This window comes from Gammaproteobacteria bacterium (genome assembly GCA_036381015.1).
GTDB lineage: Bacteria > Pseudomonadota > Gammaproteobacteria > Steroidobacterales > Rariloculaceae > ZC4RG20.
Window position 1 is genome coordinate 1 of the sequence record DASVDR010000044.1, and the last position, 20,091, is coordinate 20,091.

General features: G+C 69.8%; 19 protein-coding genes. 6 read left to right on the forward strand and 13 right to left on the reverse strand.

From position 1 onward, the window contains the following. Positions 1–729 (forward strand): UDP-2,3-diacylglucosamine diphosphatase (locus VF329_14560; GenBank protein ID HEX7082226.1); only part of this gene is annotated, 729 nt, incomplete at its 5' end. A 131-nt stretch (positions 730–860) separates the two neighbouring features. Here VF329_14560 and miaE read toward each other — a convergent pair. The 12 genes from miaE to prmB form a co-directional block, all read right to left on the reverse strand. Beyond that, complete coding sequence (gene miaE, locus VF329_14565) at positions 861–1,487, reverse strand: tRNA isopentenyl-2-thiomethyl-A-37 hydroxylase MiaE (protein HEX7082227.1); 627 nt, start codon at positions 1,485–1,487, stop codon at positions 861–863. Continuing rightward, positions 1,478–2,689 (reverse strand): serine/threonine-protein kinase, encoded by a 1,212-nt coding sequence (locus VF329_14570; protein ID HEX7082228.1) that lies wholly within the window; start codon positions 2,687–2,689, stop codon positions 1,478–1,480. Before VF329_14570 ends, miaE begins: the two co-directional genes overlap by 10 nt. Before the next feature lie 111 nt (positions 2,690–2,800). Further along, the gene (gene purF, locus VF329_14575; GenBank protein ID HEX7082229.1) at positions 2,801–4,345 is read right to left on the reverse strand and encodes an amidophosphoribosyltransferase; all 1,545 of its coding nucleotides are present in this window, start codon (positions 4,343–4,345) and stop codon (positions 2,801–2,803) included. A gap of 13 nt (positions 4,346–4,358) precedes the next feature. Then, positions 4,359–4,877: a CvpA family protein gene (locus tag VF329_14580; protein ID HEX7082230.1), complete on the reverse strand. Its 519-nt coding sequence runs from the start codon at positions 4,875–4,877 to the stop codon at positions 4,359–4,361. Positions 4,878–4,962: 85 nt separating this feature from the next. Beyond that, positions 4,963–5,712, reverse strand: a complete 750-nt coding sequence (locus tag VF329_14585) for an SPOR domain-containing protein (GenBank protein ID HEX7082231.1) — start codon at positions 5,710–5,712, stop codon at positions 4,963–4,965. A 100-nt stretch (positions 5,713–5,812) separates the two neighbouring features. After that, the gene (locus VF329_14590; protein HEX7082232.1) at positions 5,813–7,087 is read right to left on the reverse strand and encodes a folylpolyglutamate synthase/dihydrofolate synthase family protein; all 1,275 of its coding nucleotides are present in this window, start codon (positions 7,085–7,087) and stop codon (positions 5,813–5,815) included. Positions 7,088–7,219: 132 nt separating this feature from the next. Next, complete coding sequence (accD, locus tag VF329_14595; GenBank protein HEX7082233.1) at positions 7,220–8,092, reverse strand: acetyl-CoA carboxylase, carboxyltransferase subunit beta; 873 nt, start codon at positions 8,090–8,092, stop codon at positions 7,220–7,222. Positions 8,093–8,345: 253 nt separating this feature from the next. Beyond that, the gene (truA, locus tag VF329_14600; GenBank protein HEX7082234.1) at positions 8,346–9,116 is read right to left on the reverse strand and encodes a tRNA pseudouridine(38-40) synthase TruA; all 771 of its coding nucleotides are present in this window, start codon (positions 9,114–9,116) and stop codon (positions 8,346–8,348) included. Positions 9,117–9,421: 305 nt separating this feature from the next. Further along, on the reverse strand, positions 9,422–12,601 hold the full coding sequence (locus VF329_14605; protein HEX7082235.1) for a FimV/HubP family polar landmark protein: 3,180 nt from the start codon (positions 12,599–12,601) through the stop codon (positions 9,422–9,424). Positions 12,602–12,733: 132 nt separating this feature from the next. Further along, positions 12,734–13,756 (reverse strand): aspartate-semialdehyde dehydrogenase, encoded by a 1,023-nt coding sequence (locus tag VF329_14610; protein ID HEX7082236.1) that lies wholly within the window; start codon positions 13,754–13,756, stop codon positions 12,734–12,736. A 140-nt stretch (positions 13,757–13,896) separates the two neighbouring features. Further along, the gene (gene aroC / locus VF329_14615; GenBank protein HEX7082237.1) at positions 13,897–14,973 is read right to left on the reverse strand and encodes a chorismate synthase; all 1,077 of its coding nucleotides are present in this window, start codon (positions 14,971–14,973) and stop codon (positions 13,897–13,899) included. Between the two features lie 117 nt (positions 14,974–15,090). Next, positions 15,091–16,005 (reverse strand): 50S ribosomal protein L3 N(5)-glutamine methyltransferase, encoded by a 915-nt coding sequence (gene prmB / locus VF329_14620; protein HEX7082238.1) that lies wholly within the window; start codon positions 16,003–16,005, stop codon positions 15,091–15,093. Between the two features lie 69 nt (positions 16,006–16,074). Here prmB and VF329_14625 point away from each other — a divergent pair, with 69 nt between their 5' ends. The 5 genes from VF329_14625 to VF329_14645 are packed head-to-tail and all read left to right on the forward strand — an operon-like array spanning position 16,075 to position 19,493. Next, on the forward strand, positions 16,075–16,695 hold the full coding sequence (locus VF329_14625; protein ID HEX7082239.1) for an SCO family protein: 621 nt from the start codon (positions 16,075–16,077) through the stop codon (positions 16,693–16,695). 14 nt (positions 16,696–16,709) lie between these two features. Next, on the forward strand, positions 16,710–17,138 hold the full coding sequence (locus tag VF329_14630; protein ID HEX7082240.1) for a copper chaperone PCu(A)C: 429 nt from the start codon (positions 16,710–16,712) through the stop codon (positions 17,136–17,138). Between the two features lie 3 nt (positions 17,139–17,141). Further along, positions 17,142–18,029, forward strand: coding sequence for an archaetidylserine decarboxylase (gene asd / locus VF329_14635; protein ID HEX7082241.1), 888 nt, complete (start codon positions 17,142–17,144; stop codon positions 18,027–18,029). A 4-nt stretch (positions 18,030–18,033) separates the two neighbouring features. Continuing rightward, on the forward strand, positions 18,034–19,005 hold the full coding sequence (gene epmA, locus VF329_14640; GenBank protein HEX7082242.1) for an EF-P lysine aminoacylase EpmA: 972 nt from the start codon (positions 18,034–18,036) through the stop codon (positions 19,003–19,005). Beyond that, positions 19,005–19,493 (forward strand): GAF domain-containing protein, encoded by a 489-nt coding sequence (locus VF329_14645; protein ID HEX7082243.1) that lies wholly within the window; start codon positions 19,005–19,007, stop codon positions 19,491–19,493. Before epmA ends, VF329_14645 begins: the two co-directional genes overlap by 1 nt. On the opposite strand, the gene efp is transcribed toward VF329_14645, so the two are convergent. Further along, the gene (efp, locus tag VF329_14650; GenBank protein ID HEX7082244.1) at positions 19,486–20,052 is read right to left on the reverse strand and encodes an elongation factor P; all 567 of its coding nucleotides are present in this window, start codon (positions 20,050–20,052) and stop codon (positions 19,486–19,488) included. The genes VF329_14645 and efp overlap by 8 nt on opposite strands. Positions 20,053–20,091 lie beyond the last annotated feature (39 nt).

The window sequence follows — 20,091 nt, forward strand, 5'->3', positions numbered from 1 at the left end:
CCCGTGACCACACTCTTCATTTCCGACCTGCACCTGGAGGCCGCGCGCCCGGAAATCGGCGAGCAGTTCCTGTCGTTCCTCGGACGGGAAGCGGCAGGTGCCGACGCCTTGTACATACTCGGCGACCTGTTCGAGTACTGGATCGGCGACGACGATCCGGATCCTTACTATGCCGGCATGAAGTCGGCTATCGCTGAAGTGGCCGGCGCCGGTGTGCCGCTTTTCTTCATGCACGGCAACCGCGACTTTCTCATCGGTGAGCGCTTCGCGGCCGAGACCGGGATGACGCTGCTTGCCGATCCGACACCGGTGAATCTCTACGGCCGCACCGTCCTCTTGTCCCACGGCGACGCGCTGTGCACCGACGACGTCGCCTACCAGGCGGTGCGCAGCATGACGCGCAATCCGCAATGGCAGGCCGGCATGCTGGCGAAGAGCGTGGAGGAGCGGCGCGCGATCGCGCGCCAGGCGCGGGAGCAGAGCGTGGCGCACGGCAAGGCCATCGATGCTGAAATTTCCGACGTCAACCAGGCAGCGGTCGAAAACCTGCTGAGAGCGCACGGCATGACCACGCTGCTGCACGGCCACACGCACCGCCCCGCGGTGCACGAGTTTCTGCTCGACGGCCAACCCGCCACGCGTATCGTGCTCGGCGACTGGTACACGCAGGGCAGCGTCGTCCGCTGGAACGAGAACGGCCCGTCGCTCGAGACCCTCCCCCGCCCTTGATCTTGCCCCGCCGTTGATCACCGGAACTGTAGGAGCGCGCAACGCGCGCGACCTCTCACGTCAAATGCCCTGCACGCGTTGCCGCGGCACAGAGAGCGCGGCCGTTGTCTGGTCGCGCGCGATGCGCGCTCCTACGGGGGCGGCACGCCGCTGTGGAAACGGAACTCGGCATCGGGCGTGGTGATGAGAGATGCCTCGAGGGCGCGGAGCTCGGCGAAGCGCTGCTCGAAGGCGGCGTCGCTCGCACCCGCTTCGTTGCGCGCGAAGGCGAGATAGTGCTCGAAGTGCCGCGCTTCTGAAGCCAGCAGGCCGCCGTAGAAATCGCCGATGTCGGGCGGCAGGTGTGGCGCGACCGCCGCGAAGCGCTCGCAGGAGCGGGCCTCGATCAGCGCGCCGACCAGCAGCCTGTCCTGCAGCCGCTGCGGCTCGTGCCGGCGCACGGCCGCATGCAGCGCCGCGGCATAACGCGAAGCGGAAACTCGGCGAAACGGGATCGCGAGGCGGTCGAGGTGCTTCAGCACCTGCTCGAAATGCCTGAGCTCTTCGCGCGCGAGCCGCGACATGCGGTCGGCGAGCGCGCGGCGCGCGGGATACCGCCGGATCAGGTCGAGCGCGCTGGCCGCCGCTTTCAGCTCGCAGTTCGCGTGATCGAGCAGGAGCTCCGGCAGGCGCTCGGTCGCGGCGCGCACCCAGGGCGCGGGTGTTCGCTCGTCGAGGCAGTCGAGCAGCGGACCCGGCACCTCGACGCTCACAGCCATGCCGCCACCTCGTCCGCGGTCTGGATCCGGTCCTCCGGCCGCTTCGCCAGCAGGCGGTCGAGAAGCGCCTGGTGCCTGGACAGCGCGGCGGGCAGGCGCGGGATCGGCGCGTGGCCGTGCTGCCAGATGATGCCCATCGCGTTCGCCGCGCGATATGGCTTTTCGCCGGTAAGCATTTCGAACAGGATCACGCCGAGGCTGTAGATGTCGCTGCGCGGATCGACTTCCGCGGCGTGGCCCTGCTCCGGGCTCATGTAATAAGGAGTCCCGAAAATCTCGCCGCTGCCGGTGATTTCCTGTTCGAGCCGCATGCGCTTGGCGAGGCCGAAGTCGATGAGCGCGATGCTGCGGTCCTCGCGCAGCATGATGTTACCGGGCTTCAGGTCGCGGTGCAGGATCCCGACCGAGTGGACCTTCGCGAGCGCGCTCGCGATCTGGCGCGCCCATTTGATGGCGTCGCTCTCATCGATGCCCGACTGGATGCGCTGCCGGAGATCGCCTCCCGGGAGGTACTCCATCGCGATGTGCGCGTGCTCGTCGCTCACCCCGAGATCGTAGATGCGTACGATGTTGGGGTGGTGGAGATCGGCGATCAGCTCGTATTCCTGGAGGAATCGGTCGAACGCGCCGATACCCTCGGACAGGTCGGGCACCTGGCGCAGAACCTTCAGGATCACACGTTCCCGGTCCGTCTCGCGCTCGGCGAGGTACACCGCGGAGTGCTCGGTCGCCGAGAGCTTCTCGAGGAACCGGTAGCCCTTCACCAGCGGGTGAATGCCGGTCCTGAGATCGCCGACGAACAGCGAGGCGGTCGAAGAAGCCCGTCGCCTCGCCTTGAGAATGTGGCCGATGCGGACGATGAGGGCATCGTGGCGAATGCGCCGGCGGTTGAACACGCCGGCCGCTCCCGCGCTCCTGGCCGCGCGCTGCATCTCGTCGCTGCTGCAGAAATAGACTACCGGCGGGAACGCGGGATTGCGCAAAAACTGGCGCAGCGTTTGCATCCCCCGCCGGTCACCCTGGTTGTCACCGAGCAGCACGAGATCGTTGCCCGCGCCGCTGAACTCGTCCGGCAGGTGCCCCGTCGCCGTCGGGTCGTAATAGCTGATGGCCGCGTCGGGCCAGTGGGTCGTAACGTGGTGCATCAGCAACGCGCGGAACTCGGCCTGCGCATCGATGATCATTATTCTGGGCTTGTCCATGCGCGCTCAGGGACGCCCGGCACGAGTGCAGGACGCAATGCTGCCGTGATCAGCAGGCGCAGGGGCGTTCGCAGCCACCATGGCGAGCGTTCTCCCGGCGCGCCTGCGGGCTCACATCCCGACGGCCGTGTCCGTCCGCTCGGCTTCTTCCTCCGCGAGGACCCCGGCATCGAGCAGCTGCTCCCTGCGTTCCTGCTGCTTCGCCGCATCGTTGCGCTGCTCGGCCAGCCGGCGCAGATACTCGGGCGTGACATCGCCGGTGACGTATTCGCCGGAGAAGCAGGACGTATCGAATTCCACGATCTCGGAGTTGTCGTGGCGCACCGAGCGGATCAGCCCGTGCAGGTCGAGATAGATCAGCCGATCGGCGCCGATCATCTTCCTGACTTCGTCGACGCTGCGGCCGTTCGCGATCAGCTCGGAGGCCGCGGGCATGTCGATTCCATAGACGTTGGGATAGCGCACCGGGGGCGCGGCCGATGCGAAGTACACCTTGCGCGCGCCGGCGTCGCGCGCCATGCGGATGATCTGCTGCGACGTCGTCCCGCGGACGATGGAATCGTCCACCAGCAGCACGTTCTTGCCGCGGAACTCGAGGTCGATGGCGTTCAGCTTGCGGCGCACCGACTGGGTGCGCTCGGCCTGGCCCGGCATGATGAACGTGCGCGCGATGTAGCGGTTCTTGATGAAGCCCTCGCGGTACTTGACGCCGAGGTGATACGCGGCCTGTCCCGCGGACGTGCGGCTCGTATCGGGGATCGGAATCACGACGTCGATGTCGTGGTCCGGCCATTCGCGCACGATCTGCCCGGCGAGCTGCTCGCCCATGCGCAGGCGCGCTTTGTAAACGGAAAGGTCGTCGATGATGGAGTCTGGCCGCGCGAGATAGACGAACTCGAATATACAGGGCGTGTGCCGCACCGCACCCGCGTGCTCGCGACTGTGCAGCGTGCCGTCGTTCTCGATGTAGATCGCCTCGCCGGGGCGCACGTCCCGCACGCGCCGGAAACGCAGGATGTCGAGAGCGACGCTCTCGGACGCGACCATGTATTCCGCGCCGGCCGGCGTGTCGCGGCGGCCGAGGATCAAGGGCCGGATGCCATGCGGATCACGGAAGGCGACGACGCCGTGGCCGACCACCAGCGCGGCGACGGCATAGCCGCCGGAGCAGCGGCGGTGAACCGCCTCCACCGCGTCGAAGATCTGTCGGGGCTCCGCGCGTCCGTCCGTGCGGCGCTGCAGCTCGTGCGCGAACACGTTGAGCAAGACCTCGGAATCGGAGCCGGTGTTGAGATGCCGCCGATCCTCGCGGATCAGGAGCTCCTTCAGCTCCTCGGAGTTCGTGAGATTGCCGTTGTGCGCGAGGCAGATGCCGAACGGCGAATTCACGTAGAACGGCTGTGCCTCGGATGCCTGCGAGCCGCCTGCCGTGGGGTAGCGCACGTGCCCGAGCCCGACGTTGCCGGTCAGGCGCAGCATGTGCCGCTGGTGAAAGACGTCGCGCACGAGCCCGTTGCTCTTGCGCGTCTGCAGGCCGTCCTCACCCCAGGTGACGATGCCCGCCGCGTCCTGCCCGCGATGCTGCAGCACCGTGAGCGCGTCGTAGATCGCCTGGTTCACCGGCCCTTTGCCGACGATGCCGACTACGCCGCACATATTCCGATCCCTCTCATGATTCCCCTTGCGCCGCCGGCTTGCCTGCCTGCGGCATCAGCAGGTCGACGCCTTTCGGCGCCATGACCCGGATCCAGTCCGCGACGATCGCAGCGTAGGGAATCAGCCGCGACTCCTGCCACCACCCGTCGGTGTCGAAGCGGGCGAGCTGCCCGCCGATCACGAACACGCCCACCAGGAGGGCGCCACGGCAAAAGCCGAAGAGACCCCCGAGCGCCCTGTCGGTTCCGTTGAGCGCCGATACGCGCATCAGCTTCGAGAACCCCCAGCCGAGAATCCCGCCGAGCACGAGCACGACGACGAAGATGAGCAGCCGGCCGAACCAGAGCTGCAGGCCTTCGGAGCCCAGCCAGTCCTCGCTCAGCGCACCGAGGTCCTGGCCGAAATTCATGGCCGCCCAGATGGCGACGAGCAGCGCGGCGATGGAAATGGCCTCCTTCACGAAACCGCGAAAGATGCCGACGGCGATCGAGATCACTATGGCGACGGCAATGAGGATGTCGGCGGTCGGCATCGGTCAAGGTTCGAAGCTCGCCCCAACGAGCCGGTTCCGCGGACGCGGCGAAGGCATCGATTTTAGCAAATTGCCGCGCGCGCCATCACGGATGCGGCACGACCTGGCCCTTCAGGCCCTCGGCGCTCAGCCGCCTGGCCACGGCCTCGGCGCCGGCGCGGTCCTTCTGCGGCCCGATCCGCACGCGGTGGAGCTCGCCCGAGGCGGTCTCGAGCTGGCTCAGAAAGGCCGCATAGCCTTCGGCACGCAGCTTCGCCGCGAGCCGGTCGGCGTTCGCCTTGCTGGAGAAGCTGCCGAGCTGCACGGCCCACATGCCCGTCGCGGATTCGCCCTCCGCCGGTTCGGGCGATGCCCGCTCCGGTGCCGGCTCCTTCGTGGCCAGAGCGGTCTTTGTGTCCGGCGGCGGGGCGCTCTCGCGTTTCGGCTCCGGCGTGCTCTGCGGTTTCGACTCGCGTGCCGTGGCCGTATCGGCCGTGGCCGCTGGCTCCGCTGTCTCTTCCGCAGGCGCCGCGGCCGTGTCCGACACGGGCCCGCCGGTCCGCGAGGCGCCGTCCTCGTCCGACGCCGCCCCGGCTCCAGCCTCGCGCTCCGCGGCCGCGGCAACGGGATGCAGCGCGGCTTCGGGCGTGTCCGGCAGCGGCTGGTCGCGATCGCGTTCCAGCACCACGGTGCGGCGCTCGCCGGGCTCGCGGCTCTGTCCGGGCAGGAGCACGGGCTCGCTGATCATCGCGCGCCCCTCCGGCGCGGGCCCGTCGAGGAACACCGGCACCACCAGCACGACGATCGCCACCAGCACGACGGCGCCGACGATCCGTTCTTTCAGTGCGCGATCCATTCGTTGTGCAGCGACACTTCAGAGTGTGCGCGCGAGTATATCGCACGAGCCGCGGTGTGCGAGGGCGATCCCAGGCCGTAGGAGCGCGCGATGCGCGCTCCTACAGCAGCCACTCGAGCGCGGGGCCGACGGTGTAGAAGGAGCCGGTGATCAGCACGAGCGCGTTCGGATCCGCGTGCGCGGCGACGTGCTCGAGGGCAGCCGCCGGCGTCGGCAGTACGCGGCACGGACGCCGGCTTTCCCGGGCGATGAGCGCCGCGAGCGCGTCCGGATCGGCCGCGCGCGCGTTCTCCGGCCGCACTGCGATCCAGCCATCGACGTGCGGCGCCAGCGACCGGACGATCGCGCCGGCGTCCTTGTCCGCGAGCACGCCGATGATGGCGATGATCGGCCCCGTGTGCGCGAGCTCCGCCAAGAGATCCGACAGCACACGGGCGGCATCGGGATTGTGCGCGACGTCGAGCAGGTAACTGCGGCCGGCGCACTCGATGCGCTGGAAGCGGCCGGGCAGCGCGAGACGGCGGAAAGCGCCGCCGACCGTGGCGGCATCGAGCACGTCGTCGACGCCCATCGCCTCGAGCACGGCCAGCACGGCGGCCGCATTCGCGAGCTGCACGCGGCCGAAGAGCGACGGCAGTGCGAGTCCCCGGAGCACCGTCTCGCGCCCGCGCCACGACCAGGTCGGCGGCTCGCCGGCCTCGTACACATGGCCGAAATCGCGTCCGGCGAGCCGCAGGTCGGCGCCGATGCGCCCGGCCTCGGCGCGTATCGTCGCCGGAACGGTTTCCGAGCCGAACACCAAAGGCTTTCCTGCCCGCATGATGCCGGCCTTCTCGCGCGCGATCGTCTCGACGTCGGCGCCCAGCCACTCGCAATGATCGAGTGTCACGTTGGTGATGATGCCCGCATCGGGCTCGACCGCGTTCACCGCGTCGAGCCGCCCGCCCATACCGATCTCGAGCACCGCGGCGCTCACGCCGGCGCGCGCGAACACGACGAGCGCAGCGAGCGTGCCGTACTCGAAATAGGTGAGCGGCACGCCCTCGCGCACCGCCTCGACTGCCGCGAACGCGTCCACGATGTCCGCATCGCTCGCGGCCACTCCGTTCACGCGCATGCGCTCGTTGTAAGCGAGCACGTGCGGCGAGGTGTAGCAGCCGGTCGTGTCCCCTCGCGCGCGGAACAGCGCCTCGAGCATCGCAGCCGAGGAACCCTTGCCGTTCGTTCCGCCGACGTGCACGACGCGTGCCGGGCGCGGCAGATCCAGCCGCGCCTGCACCTCGAGCACGCGCGCGAGGCCGAGCTCGATCTCGCGCGGCGAGAGCGTCTCGAGCCACGCCAGCCATTCGCCGAGGGGACGGTTGCGGACGTTCATCGCCGGCCTTGGGGCAGCCTGCAGAGCGGACTGGCTTGCGGGCGTTTACATCCACCCCGCAGGAGCCCGCCGCGCGGGCGACCCGATGTTTTCCGTCGCCCGCATGGCGGGCTCCTGTTCATCGTTGAGGCTTCAGGCCGCTTCGGCGGCCGGCGCCGGCCGGTGCGCGAGCTTGGCCAGCAGGTCGGCGATCTCGCGGCGCATGCGGCGGCGATCGACGATCATGTCGATGGCGCCGTGATCGAGCAGGAACTCGCTGCGCTGGAAACCTTCCGGCAGCTTCTGGCGCACCGTCTGCTCGATCACGCGCGGGCCCGCGAACCCGATCAGCGCCCGCGGCTCGGCGATGATGGCGTCGCCCAGCATCGCGAGACTCGCCGACACCCCGCCCGTGGTCGGGTCCGTGAGCACGGAAATGTACGGCACCCTGAGCTTGCCGAGCGTGGCCAGCGCCGCCGACGTCTTCGCCATCTGCAGCAGCGAGAACAGCGCCTCCTGCATCCGCGCCCCGCCGCTCGAAGAAAAGCACACCAGCGGAATGCGCCGCTCCGCGCTCACCGCGGCCGCGCGCGCGAAGCGCTCACCGACGACCGAACCCATCGAGCCGCCCATGAATGCGAACTCGAACGCGCAGGCCACGATCGGCTGCCCCATCAACGCCCCGCTCGCCGCCACCAGCGCATCCTTCTCGCCGGTCTTTTTCTGCGCCTGCGACAAGCGGTCGCGGTAGCGCTTGCTGTCCCGGAACTTGAGCGGATCCTGCGGCTCCAGCCCCGCGGCGATCTCCTCCTGGGTCTCGGGATCCAGGAACCAGTCGAGCCGCCGGCGCGCGCCGATGCGCATGTGGTGCTCGCATTTCGGGCACACGTTCAGGTTGCGCTCGAGCTCCGTGCGATAAAGCTGCGCGTCGCAGTTAGGGCACTTGATCCACACGCCCTGCGGCACGGAGCGCGTGCGCTTCTCCGTCTTGATCCGCGAGGGCATCAGTTTCTCGAACCAGCTCATGCTGCCATCTTAAACGATCCGTCAACCCCGGACATTGCCCCACCTCACGTTAGCGGCCGCCCTCCTGGCGCCGCGACCTGCAGGAGCGCGCATCGCGCGCGACCGGATCGTGGCACGCTCTCTTCAGGATCGCACGCCGCCGAGAGGGACTCCCCCGGCCGCGGCTCCGCCCTTGTCGGGATGGTGCCGTGCGTGAGCGATGCTGAAGGGCTAACGTGGCTTCGTTCTGTGTGGCTTCGATCGGTTGCCGCGGTCAGGTCTGCCCCTGCGCGGGCGGGATGCCGAGGTGGGACGGGTAGTCGACGCGAATAAGGGTGAGGCCCTGCGGCGGGGCCGTGATGCCGCCTTCCCGGCGGTCCCGGCTCGCGAGCACCTCCGCCGCCCACGCGGGCGGGCGCTCGCCGGTGCCGACGGCGGCGAGCAGGCCCGCGACGTTGCGCACCATGTGCTGCAGGAACGCGTTCGCACGCATCTCGATCGACACCCACTCGCCGTCGCGCGCGATCTCGATCGCCTGCACCTCGCGGCGCGGCGTCTTCGCCTGGCAGCCCGCCGCGCGGAACGCGGAGAAATCGTGCTCGCCGAGAAGATGGGCGGCAGCCTCGCGCATCGGCGCAATGTCGAGCGGCCGGTGCAGCCACCACGCACGATCGCGCGCGAGCGCCGAGCGCGTCATGCGGTTCAAAATCACGTAACGGTAGGTGCGCGCGACGGCCGAGTAGCGGGCGTGGAAGTCCTCCGGCACCCGCACGGCCCACAGCGCGTTCACGTCCGGCGGCAGGTGGCTGTTGACGCCGAGCACCCAGCTGCGCGCCCTGCGCTCCGCGCGGGTGTCGAAGTGCGCCACCTGCGCGCTCGCGTGCACCCCCGCATCGGTGCGCCCCGCGCACACCGCCTCGACCGGCTCGTCCGCCACCCGCGCCAGCGCCTCCTCCACGCGCTCCTGCACGCCGATGCCGCTCTTCTGCCGCTGCCAGCCGTTGTACGCGGTGCCGTCGTATTCGATGCCGAGCGCGATGCGCATCGCGCGATTATGCCGCAGCCGCCCCCGCCGGCGGCCGAAGGTTCGAAACGACTGGCGACCGCCGGCCGCCGAACGAAGGCACCGTAGCAGCGCGCACTGCGCGCGACCGAACGAAGGCACGTAAAAGAACGAAGCCACGCTGGCACTTCAGCATCGTTCACGCACGGCACCATCGCCAACAGGGCGGAGCCGCGGCTCCGCCCCAGCCACTGCGGCCAAACGTGCGTGAACGATGCGAACCCGAAGAGTGCGTGCCACGATGTACCACCGCGGTCGCGCGCAATGCGCGCTCCTACGGGTGCCGTTCAGGCGGGGAGCGAGTCGATCAGCTTCTGGGCCTGCTGGCGCTGGCCGTCATCGCCTTCCTCGAGCACCTCCTCGAGGATGCTGCGCGCGCCCTCGGGGTCCCCCATGTCGACATAGGCGCGGGCGAGATCGAGCTTGGTGCCGACCTCGGTCATCGTGCGCGCGTCGTGCAGGTCGTCGGAGAGATCGTCGGGTGACAGCGCCTCCGTCGGCGCGTCGTCGTCGCCCAGGAGATCGCCGAAGTCGAGATCGACCACGTTGCTCTTGCCGAGGCGCGGCCGCTCGACCGTGGCGTCGTCGCGCGGCTGGTCCACCGTGTCGCCTTCGCTGACGCGCAGCGCCGCCGTCAAATCGTCGAGATCGAGATCGAGCTCGCCGCCGGCGCGCGGCATCTCGCCGGTCGCATCCCGGTCGAACGTGGATTTGTCGAGGGCCTCGGTCTTGGCGAAGTCGAAGTCGCCGTCGAGGTCGCGGTCGCTGAGCGCGGTGGTTGCGACGTATTCCTGGTCGTCCAGGCTCGCGAGCAGGGTCTGGTCGTCATTCCCGAGCGTCGCCTCGTCGGACAGGACCTGCGTCTGCCCCGTGGCATCGAGCAGCGTGACGTCGAGATCGATGTCGGTGTCCTCGGGCTCGTCACCTCGCAGGGCACGGTTCCTGCCGGTGGCCTCGTCCAGTGACGGCATCTCGCTGGTCGCGGCGAGCGCGTCGTCGAGGTCGGCGTCGAGGTCGGCGAGGCTCGAATTACGGCCGGTCGCATCGCCGTCGTCGTTCGCCGCGAGCACGCCGCTCTCGGTCGTCGGGTCGAGGTCGCCGAGGTTCCCGGTGACGTCGTCGTCGAGGTCGCCGAGTCCTCCGGCTGCGAGATCCTGGAGATCGAGGCCGAGGTCGTCGAGATCGATCTCAGCCGTCTCCTCGGAGGCGATCTCCCTGCGCTTTGCGCCGAAACCGGACGGCTGCTCGATCGTCGGCGTCTCGACGGTGCTCTCCATCGTCGGATTTTCCAGCGTGGGATCGAAGTCACCGCGCTGCGCCATCTCGCGCGTGGTCGAAGCCCCGGTGTCGAGCTCGTCGTCGAACAGGAAATCGATGCCGCTCTGCTCGGTGCCCGAAGAGCCCGCGAGGTCGACGATCTCGCTGACCTGCCCGTCGGGCCCGCCGGCGAGATCCATGTCGAGCTCGGCGGCACCGTCGTCCAGCGTCAGGTCGACCGCGCGCGTGGCGCCCGCCGCTGCGGAGCCGGCGAACAGCCGGTGCTCCGGCGCGATCTGCCGGCCCATGATGACGATTTTCTCCCAGTCGGGGGTGGTCTCGCCGCCCAGCTGGTCGTCAAGGCGTTCCGCGGCGTCGACGAACGCATCGCGGTTGCCCCAGACGAAGTAGATTTCGCAGAGCTTGGCCATGAGGTCCTGGCGCTCCGGCTCCACGGCGAGCGCGCCGTTGATGAGATCGGCCGCCTGGTCGTACAGGCCGTACGCCATGTGGAAGTCCGCCTCGGCGATCGGGTCGGACTGGTCGAGGTTGATCGCGGTTTCGCTGCTGAAGGTGTCTTCGAGCGCGGGCTGGCTGCCGGTCGCCTCCGCGGCGTCGGGAGCCGGGGCGATCGGACGCGTCCTGCCGCGGTCCTGCTCGACGACGACGATGGCGCTGTCGTCGTCGCGTGCCAGCGCCCGCAGGCGCTCGGTGGAAGCGAGGCTTTCGCTGTCCACGTCCTCGCCGGCATCCAGCGCGTCCCAGACGCCGGTCGATTCGTCTTCCGTGCGCCCGGCGGCCCGCTTCGCGAGCCAGACCAGGATGGCGAGCACCACCAGCAGGACGCCGCCCAGGATGCCCCAGAACCCGGTGACGACGTCGAGCACGCGGTCGACGAGCCCCGGCTCCTCCGCGGCCCGGCGGATCGGCGCGGGTCTCGCGCTCGCCGGCGGGGTCGCTGCCGGCGCCGCGGGCCCTTGCTGCCCGGCCGCGGCCGGCTCGGGCGATTCCGCTCCGGCTTCGGCCGGCTCCGCGCCGGCCTCGGTCGCGCCCTCCTCCGCGAACACCTGCTCCGCACCGGCGCCTTCCGTGGCAGGCTCCCCGGCCGGGGTCGCCGTCTCTGCCGTCCCGGTGGCTGCCTCTGCCGGCGCCGCACCCGCGGCCGCCTGCGCGGCTCTCAGGCTCTCGAGCTCGGCCCGCAGCCGGGCGAGCTCCTGGTCGCGCACCTCGATCAGCGACTGCTGCTCGGAAATCGTCTGCTCCAGCTCGCGGATGCGCGCCGTCGTCGCCGATGCGCTGCCCGCACCGGCGGATTCCGCGGCGCCGGCGCCCGTCGCCTGGGCATCGGCAAGGCTCTCGTCCGGCGGCACCAGCTCGAGGCGCGGCTCCGTGCGCGCGACGGCGCCGCCGACTCCGGCGGCCGCGTTCTGCTCCGCGACCCGGCGCGCCGCATCGGCGCGGCTGATGCGGAAGATGTCGTCCGCGCCCGGCACGCGCAGCACCGCGCCTGCGTTCAAGCGGTTGATGTTGCCTTCGAAGGCTTCAGGGTTCGCTGCGTAGATCGCCAGCATGGTCTGGTTGATGCCGGCGCGGTCGCCGGCGACGCGCGAGGCGATGTTCCAGAGCGTGTCGCCGCGTGCAACCCGGATTTCGCTGCCGGCGACCGGGGCCGGGCCGGTGTCCGCCGCCGCCGCAGGGCGCGCCGGGGCCGACGCCGCCGGCCGGCTGGCGGCGGGCCGCTCGATACGGCCGCCGTCCGCGGGCAGGGCGCGCTGCGGCGCGGTCACCCCTTCCGAGCGCGCCGCGGGAGGCGGCGCGAACACCGGCGGATCGAGCAGCACGGTGTACTCGCGCAGCAGCCGGCCGCGCGGCCAGGACGCTTCGACGAGGAAGGTCACGAACGGCTCAGTGATCGGCTTGTCGGAGGTCACGCGGATCACGGCGCCGCGGGCCTCGGGCACGACGGTGAACTGGAGCCGGGTGAGATAGAGCGGCCGCTCCAGCCCGTAACGCTCGAACGCGTCGGCCGACGCCAGGGTCACGCGGAGCTCGGCCAGATCCTCGGAGGTCGCGGACACGAGCGCGATCTCGGCGCGCAGCGGTTCGTTCAGGGCGGAGCTGAGCCGGATCTCCCCCAGTCCCAGCGCGTAAGCATCGCCCGCGAGGAACAGCCCAAGGATGAGCCACAGGCGATCGGGTCGTAACGACATAATGGTGTTCTCCAGCTCCCCTGTTGCCTTGTCGGGGGACCCCTCCCCCTGTTCTCAGCGCGGCAAAGTTCCCCGGCCCGGCATGTGCATTTTCGGTGCTGAGACGCTCATCGTCAGGCCGCAGATGATAGCTTATAAATGGTTTTTCGCCAATATTTCAGCGATTTGGACGCTGTTTGTCGCAGCGCCTTTACGAATGTTGTCGGACACGATCCAGAGATCGATGCCCGACGGGTGACTCAGGTCCTCGCGCACGCGCCCGACGTACACGGCGTCCGTGCCGGAGGCTTCCGTGACCGCCGTGGGATAGCCGCCGGTCGCACGCTCGTCGAGCAGCGTGATGCCGGGCGCCTCGCGCAGCAGGTCGCGGGCCTCGCGAGCGGTGATCTTCTTCTCCGTCTCGAGGTGCACGGCTTCGGAGTGGCCGTAGAACACGGGAATCCTGACGGCGGTCGCGTTCACCTCAATGCTGTCGTCTTCCAGGATCTTGCGCGTCTCCCACACCATCTTCATTTCTTCCCGCGTATAACCGTTCTCCTGGAACTCGTCAATGTGCGGCAGTGCATTGAAAGCAATCTGCTTCGCCTTGCTCCGCATCTCGAGCGGACGCCCGTTCAGGAGCGTCGTCGTCTGCCGCACCATTTCCTCGAGCGCGCTCCGCCCGGCACCGGATATCGCCTGGTAAGTCGCCACGTTGATACGGCGGATACCCACGGCATCGTGGATCGGCTTCAGCGCGACCACCATCTGGATCGTCGAGCAGTTCGGATTTGCGATGATGCCGCGCGCGCGGTAGTCGCCGATGCGATGGGCGTTCACTTCCGGCACGACCAGCGGCACGTCGTCGTCGTAGCGGAACTGCGAGGTGTTGTCGATGACGACACAGCCTGCGGCGGCTGCTTTTGGCGCGTACTGACCGGAAACGGAGCCGCCCGCCGAGAACAGCGCGATCTGCACGCTCGAGAAGTCGAAGTCGGCGAGGTTCTCCACGGTGAGCTTGCGCCCGGCGAAGTCGACCTGGTTGCCGGCGGAGCGCTCGCTCGCGAGCGCGTGCACCTCGCCCACGGGGAATTCCCGCTCGGCGAGCACGGCGAGCATCGTCTCTCCGACGAGGCCTGTCGCGCCGACGACGGCGACGTCGTATCGCTCTCTCATTCGGTATCGCTGATCCTGGTGTGCATGAGTGTGGGCGGATCGCGGGCCGATCCTTATGTTCAATTACGCGATTATGCAGGAATGCGGCCCTTGAAATGACGACCGTTCGACATTTCCGGATATTCCGGGCGTGACGAGGATCACATCCGCGCTACGACGTCCGCATTCTGCCCCCGGTGCCTCAGGTAATGATCCATGAGCACCAGCGCCACCATCGCCTCGGCGATCGGCGTCGCGCGCAGGCCGACGCAGGGGTCGTGGCGCCCGGTGGTCACGATCTCGGTTTCCTGCCCGCGCACGTCGATCGTCTTGCCGGGGGCGCGGATGGACGACGTGGGCTTCAACGCGATGCTCGCGAGGATGTCCTGGCCGGACGAGATCCCACCCAGCGTACCGCCGGCATCGTTCTTCTCGAACCCGGCTGCGCCCATCTCGTCGCGGTGCTCGCTGCCGCGCTGGGCGACGGCCGCGAACCCGGCGCCGAGCTCGACGCCTTTCACCGCGTTGATGCTCATGAGGCCCTTGGCCAGGTCGGCCTCGAGCTTGTCGAACACGGGCTCGCCGAGACCCACCGGAACGTTGCGCGCCACGATGGTGATCTTCGCACCGATCGAGTCGCCCTCCTCGCGCAGGCGGTCGATGAAGGCCTCGAGCTCGGGCAGCTTCGCCGGTTCCGCGCAGAAGAAGGGATTGCCGTCCACGGCAGCGAGGTCGGTCGCGGCCAGCGGGATGGGCCCGAGCTGCGAAAGATACCCGCGGATCTCGACACCGAGCCGCTCGCGCAGGTACTTGCGCGCGATCGCGCCCGCCGCGACGCGCATCGAGGTCTCACGCGCCGACGAGCGGCCGCCGCCGCGGTGATCGCGGATGCCGTACTTCTGCTGGTAGGTGTAATCGGCGTGGCCCGGCCGGAACTTGTCCTTGATGGCGGAGTAATCGCCGGAGCGCTGGTCGGTGTTCTCGATCACGAGGCCGATCGGCGTGCCGGTCGTCTGCCCATCGAAAACCCCCGACAGGATGCGCACGCGGTCGGCTTCCTGGCGCTCGGTCGTGTGCCGCGAGCGCCCGGGACGCCGCCGGTCGAGGTCCGCCTGGATGTCCGCTTCGGCGAGCGCGAGCCCCGGCGGGCAGCCGTCGACGACGCAGCCCATGGCGGGCCCGTGGCTCTCGCCGAAGGTCGTGACGGTGAAGAGAACTCCGAAGGTGTTACCCGACATCTGGATCCTGTGCCTGCGCTGCCGCGTCGAATGCGTGCCGATACTGTATCAGGATGTTGCAAAAGGCCATCCTGGCGGCAATGGCGCGAGGCATCCCTGGTCTCGCGGCCGTAAGCTTCAAAAGCTTGCGGCCAGCTCGCCGCCCGTCAACAGGAACACACCGCCGCCGCCGTGCTCGAGCTCGAGCCAGGTGAACGGCACGCGCGGAAAGCGCCGCTCGAGCGCCGGGCGGCTCGCGCCGACTTCCGCCACGAGGATCCCGCCCGCGGCGAGGAACGCTCCGGCCTCACGCAGGATCGGCACGATGGCGTCGAGCCCCGCGCGGCCGGCGGCGAGGCCGAGCACCGGCTCGTGGCGATACTCCGGCGGCAGCGCCGCGACCTCGGCGGCGTCGACATACGGCGGATTGGCGACGATCAGGTCGTAGCGCGGCGGCGGGTCCTCCCGGCGGAGTGCGTCGAAGAAGTCGGAGCGCAGCAGCCGGACGCGTTCGCCGAGACCGTGGCGGGCGACATTCGCGGCCGCGACCTCGAGCGCGCCCTCGTCGATGTCGACCGCGTCGACCACGGCCTGCGGAAAGGCATGCGCGAGCGCGATCGCGATGCAGCCGCTGCCCGTGCCGAGATCGAGCGCGCGGCGCACCCGGCGGGCATCGAGCCACGGCGCGAAGCGGCGCGAGATCGGCTCGGCGAGCGGCGACCGCGGCACCAGCACCCGCGGATCGACGCAGAGCTCGTGCCCGGCGAACCAGGCGCGCCCGACGAGATAGGCGACCGGAATGCGCTCGTCGATCCGCCGGGCGACCAGCGCATCGAGCCTCTTCCGCTCCTCCGGCGCAAGCGGCCGGGCGTACACCGCGGGGGCATCGTCGTGCGACAGGTCGAGCGCCGCGAATACGAGGTATGCCGCCTCGTCCACCGCATTCTCCGTCCCGTGACCGAACACCAGCCCCGCGGCGTCGAAGCGCGCCGCGGCGTCGCGGACGTAATCCCCGACCGTGGACGGGGCGGCGGAATGGCGGTGCTCGGACATGCGGGGGCGGGACGGCTCGCGGGCCCGGCAATCTACCACGAACCGGGAAACGCGTAGAATGGCGGCCCCATGCACAAAGCCAGACCATTCGTCGTGCTGCTGCTCGTCGCCCTCGTGCTGGGCGGCGCGTCGTGGCTCGCGGTGCGCTCGCTCGGCAAGCCCGAGCGGCCGGAATTCGCGACCGTGCTCGCGGATCCCCTGCCGCTGCCGGAGTTCTCGCTCGTCGACCAGAGCGGCGCCCCATTCACGCGCGAGCGCCTGCTCGGCACCACCAGCCTCATGTTCTTCGGCTTCACCCATTGCCCGGACATCTGCCCCGCCACGCTGGCCGAGCTCGCGAGTGCCCGCAAGCAGCTCCGGTCGCGCGAAGGCGCGGAGGCGCGGCTGCCGCAGATCGTTTTCGTGAGCGTCGACCCGGAACGCGACACGCCGGAGAAGCTCGCGGCCTATGTCGGGCACTTCGGCGACGGGTTCGTGGGTGTGACCGGCAGCGAGGAGCAGCTGCGCGCGCTGGCGAAGCCGCTCGGCATCTGGTTCGAGAAGGAGCCGCTCGGCGAGGATTATTCGGTCAGTCACTCCGCCGCCGTGCTGTTCATCGACGGGAAAGCCGAGCTCCGGGCGCTGTTCGGCGCCCCGCATCGGAGGGATTCCTTCGTGCACGACGTCCCGCTGCTCGTGGCGACGCGGTGACGCGAGCCGGCCCGGTGCCCGGGGCACTGCTTGCGCTCGTGCTCGCCGGTTGCGGTGCGGATTCGGGGACCGGCCTCACCGCCGGCGACGTGCGGATCCTCGCGCCCCTGCCGGGCCAGGACACGGTCGTCGCCTACCTTACGCTGACCAACAGGGGCGACACGCCCGTCGGGATCACCGGCGTGACGAGCCCCGAATTCGGCTCGGTGGAGATGCACGCGACGATATACAGCGGCGACGTCGCCCGCATGGTCATGCTCGACGAGCTGACTGTGGGAGCGGATTCGAGCGTCGAGCTCACGACCGGCGGCCGGCACTTGATGCTCATGGACCCTCGTGTCTCGCTCGCGCCGGGCGACGAGGTGACGCTGGAATTCGAGTACGGCGCGGACGCGCCGCTGCGCGTCAGCGCGCCGCTCGAGCCGCGCGATCTCGCCGACTGAGCCGTGGGCAACCCCCTGACGCTCCTCGACACGCTCGCCGCGCGGGCTTTTCTCCTGCTCCAGCGCCTGCTGCCGAAGCACCTCTCGACGGCGCTCGTGCGCGGACTCGCGCACGTGCGTGCGCGGCCGCTGAAGAACTGGCTGATTCGCGCTTTCGTGAAGGCGTACGCGGTCGAGCTCGAGGAGATCGCCCAGCCGGTGCCCGACGGCTTCGAGCACTTCAACGCGTTTTTCACCCGCGCGCTCGCGGAAGACGCCCGGCCGGTCGCTGCCGCGCCCGACGCCGTCGTCTCCCCGGTCGACGGCATCACGAGCGCGGCCGGACAGGTCGAGCGCGGGCGCCTGCTGCAGGCGAAAGGGCTGCACTACAGCCTCGAGGACCTGCTCGCGACGGACGTCGGGGATGCGGCGGCGTTCGAGAACGGCGCCTTCGCGACGTTCTATCTCGCGCCGTACAACTACCATCGTGTGCACAGCCCGCTCGCCGGGGAGCTGATCGCTGCGAGCTACGTACCGGGCGCTCTGTACAGCGTCAACGACTGGACGGTCCGCCTGCTGCCGCGGCTCTTCGTCCGCAACGAGCGCGTCGTCCTGCGCCTGCGCACGGCGGTCGGCCCGATGATCGCGGTGCTCGTCGGCGCGCTCAACGTGGGCAGCATCACGACGCCGTGGACCGGCACGGTGAGGCCGCGGAAGCGCGGTGTCGTCGAGCCTCTCGCCATCGACAGCGCGCCGGCGGGCGTCGCCAGGGGCGGCCTGCTCGGCTGGTTCAACATGGGCTCGACCGTCATCGTCCTGCTCCCGCCGCAGGCCTGCGGCTGGCGCGACGGGCTCGTGCCCGGCACCCGCGTGCGCATGGGCGAGCGCATCGGTGGCCTGTTGCAGCCGTGACGCCGTGAGCGACTGGCGCCCGACCTGCACCGTCGAGACCGCGCGACGCCGCGCGGCGCTGCTCGCGCAGGCGCGCGCGCATTTCGCGGCGCGCGGCGTGCTCGAGGTGGAGACGCCGATGCTCTCCCCGGCGGCCGTCACGGATCCGCACATCGAGAGCGTGGAGGCGCGCCTCGAGCTCGATCGCGCACGTCCCCGCTGGCTGCGCACGTCTCCGGAGTTCGCGATGAAACGGCTGCTGGCGGCGGGGTTTCCGGACATCTTCGAGATCGGCCGCGTGTTCCGCGACGGCGAGCGCGGCGCGCGCCACCAGCCGGAGTTCACCCTCGTCGAGTGGTATCGGCACGGCTTCGGCCTCGCGGAGATCGTCGCCGACACGGTCGCCTTCGTGAGCGCGCTCGTCCCGCGGCGGCTCCTCGCGCGGGAAGCGGAAGCGCTCGACTATCGCGAGGCGTTCCGCAGGCACGCGGGACTCGATCCGTTCGCGGCGCCGGTGAGCGCGCTGGCCGAGGCCGCCGGCGCCGACCGGCCCCTGCGTGATGCGCTCGGCGACCATCGCGACGGCTGGCTCGATCTCGTGCTCGCCACGCGGGTCGTGCCGCGGTTCGGCAAGGACCGCCTGACGGTGCTCCAGCACTACCCGGCAACCCAGGCCGCGCTCGCGCGCCTCTGCCCGCAGGATGCAGCGCGCGCCGATCGCTTCGAGGTGTTCTTCGGCGAGCTCGAGCTCGCCAACGGCTTCGTCGAGCTCGCCGACGCCGCGGAGCAGGCAGCGCGCTTCGCAGCGGACCAGGCGCGGCGGCGCGCCGCCGGCTTGCCGCTCCGGCCGGTCGATGCGCGCCTGCTGGCCGCGCTCGCCGCGGGTCTCCCGCCCTGCGCGGGCGTCGCGGTGGGCTTCGACCGGCTGGCGATGATCGGGGAAATGACCGAGGATATCCGCCGCGTGCAGACGTTCGCCTTCGAGGATCCCGCCTGATGACCAAGGAAACCGCTGTCGACTTCGTGACGCTCGAGAAACAGCTCCGCTCGCTCGTCGCCGACGAGCCGGACCCGCTCGCGAACACCGCCAACTTCACGGGCCTGCTCTACGACGCCCTGCCGGACGTGAACTGGCTCGGTGTCTACGTGCTGCGCGGCGCGGAGCTCGTGCTCGGCCCGTTCCAGGGCAAGCCGGCCTGCGTGCGCCTGCCGCTCGGGAAAGGCGTCTGCGGCACGGCGGCGCTCAAGCGGGAAACGCTCCGGGTGCCGGACGTGCGCGAGTTCCCGGGACACATCGCCTGCGATCCCGTCTCGCTTTCGGAGCTCGTGGTGCCGCTCGTGGCCGGCGGCAAGGTGCTCGGCGTGCTCGACATCGATGCCCCGATCACCGACCGCTTCGACGAACGCGACCAGGCCGGCATCGAAAACCTGTGCGCGGCGTTCGTCGACGACCTGTCCGGCAAGGTCGCCGACGGGTTCATTTGACGCGCGAGACGTACTCCCCGGTCCGCGTGTCGACGCGGATCACCTCGCCCTGCTCCACGAACAACGGCACGCGCACTACCGCGCCGGTGGCGAGCTTCGCCGGCTTGACGCCGCCGCTCGCCGTGTCGCCGCGTACGCCGGGGTCCGTCTCCACGATCTCGAGCTCGACGAAATTCGGTGCCGAGACCAGGAGCGGCACGTTGTTCCACAGCGTGACCTGGCACGTCTCCTGGCCTTGCAGCCACTGCTTCGCGTCGGCGACCGCGCGCTCGTCCGCCGCGTACTGCTCGAAGGTGTCAGGCACCATGAAATGCCAGAATTCGCCGTCGTTGTAGAGAAATTGCATGTCCGTGTCGACGACGTCCGCGCCGGGCAGGCTCTCGCCGGACTTGAACGTGCGGTCGATCGTGCGGCCGGTCTTCAGGTTGCGGATCCGCACGCGGTTGAAAGCCTGGCCCTTGCCGGGCTTCACGAACTCGTTCAGGACGATGACACAGGGATCGCCGTCGAGGATGACCTTGAGGCCGGAGCGGAATTCACTGGTGGTGTAGGTCGCCATGCAGCCCTGCGTTGAAAAATCGAAACGGCGTATGATAGC

Coding starts and splice junctions, on each gene's coding strand:
- VF329_14570 (HEX7082228.1), bottom strand. CDS start 2,689: ATGGACAAGCCCAGAATAATGATCATCGATGCGCAGGCCGAGTTCCGC.
- efp (HEX7082244.1), bottom strand. CDS start 20,052: ATGGCGACCTACACCACCAGTGAATTCCGCTCCGGCCTCAAGGTCATC.
- VF329_14625 (HEX7082239.1), top strand. CDS start 16,075: ATGCACAAAGCCAGACCATTCGTCGTGCTGCTGCTCGTCGCCCTCGTG.
- prmB (HEX7082238.1), bottom strand. CDS start 16,005: ATGTCCGAGCACCGCCATTCCGCCGCCCCGTCCACGGTCGGGGATTAC.
- aroC (HEX7082237.1), bottom strand. CDS start 14,973: ATGTCGGGTAACACCTTCGGAGTTCTCTTCACCGTCACGACCTTCGGC.
- truA (HEX7082234.1), bottom strand. CDS start 9,116: ATGCGCATCGCGCTCGGCATCGAATACGACGGCACCGCGTACAACGGC.
- VF329_14610 (HEX7082236.1), bottom strand. CDS start 13,756: ATGAGAGAGCGATACGACGTCGCCGTCGTCGGCGCGACAGGCCTCGTC.
- VF329_14580 (HEX7082230.1), bottom strand. CDS start 4,877: ATGCCGACCGCCGACATCCTCATTGCCGTCGCCATAGTGATCTCGATC.
- VF329_14605 (HEX7082235.1), bottom strand. CDS start 12,601: ATGTCGTTACGACCCGATCGCCTGTGGCTCATCCTTGGGCTGTTCCTC.
- VF329_14585 (HEX7082231.1), bottom strand. CDS start 5,712: ATGGATCGCGCACTGAAAGAACGGATCGTCGGCGCCGTCGTGCTGGTG.
- accD (HEX7082233.1), bottom strand. CDS start 8,092: ATGAGCTGGTTCGAGAAACTGATGCCCTCGCGGATCAAGACGGAGAAG.
- VF329_14590 (HEX7082232.1), bottom strand. CDS start 7,087: ATGAACGTCCGCAACCGTCCCCTCGGCGAATGGCTGGCGTGGCTCGAG.
- miaE (HEX7082227.1), bottom strand. CDS start 1,487: ATGGCTGTGAGCGTCGAGGTGCCGGGTCCGCTGCTCGACTGCCTCGAC.
- VF329_14645 (HEX7082243.1), top strand. CDS start 19,005: ATGACCAAGGAAACCGCTGTCGACTTCGTGACGCTCGAGAAACAGCTC.
- purF (HEX7082229.1), bottom strand. CDS start 4,345: ATGTGCGGCGTAGTCGGCATCGTCGGCAAAGGGCCGGTGAACCAGGCG.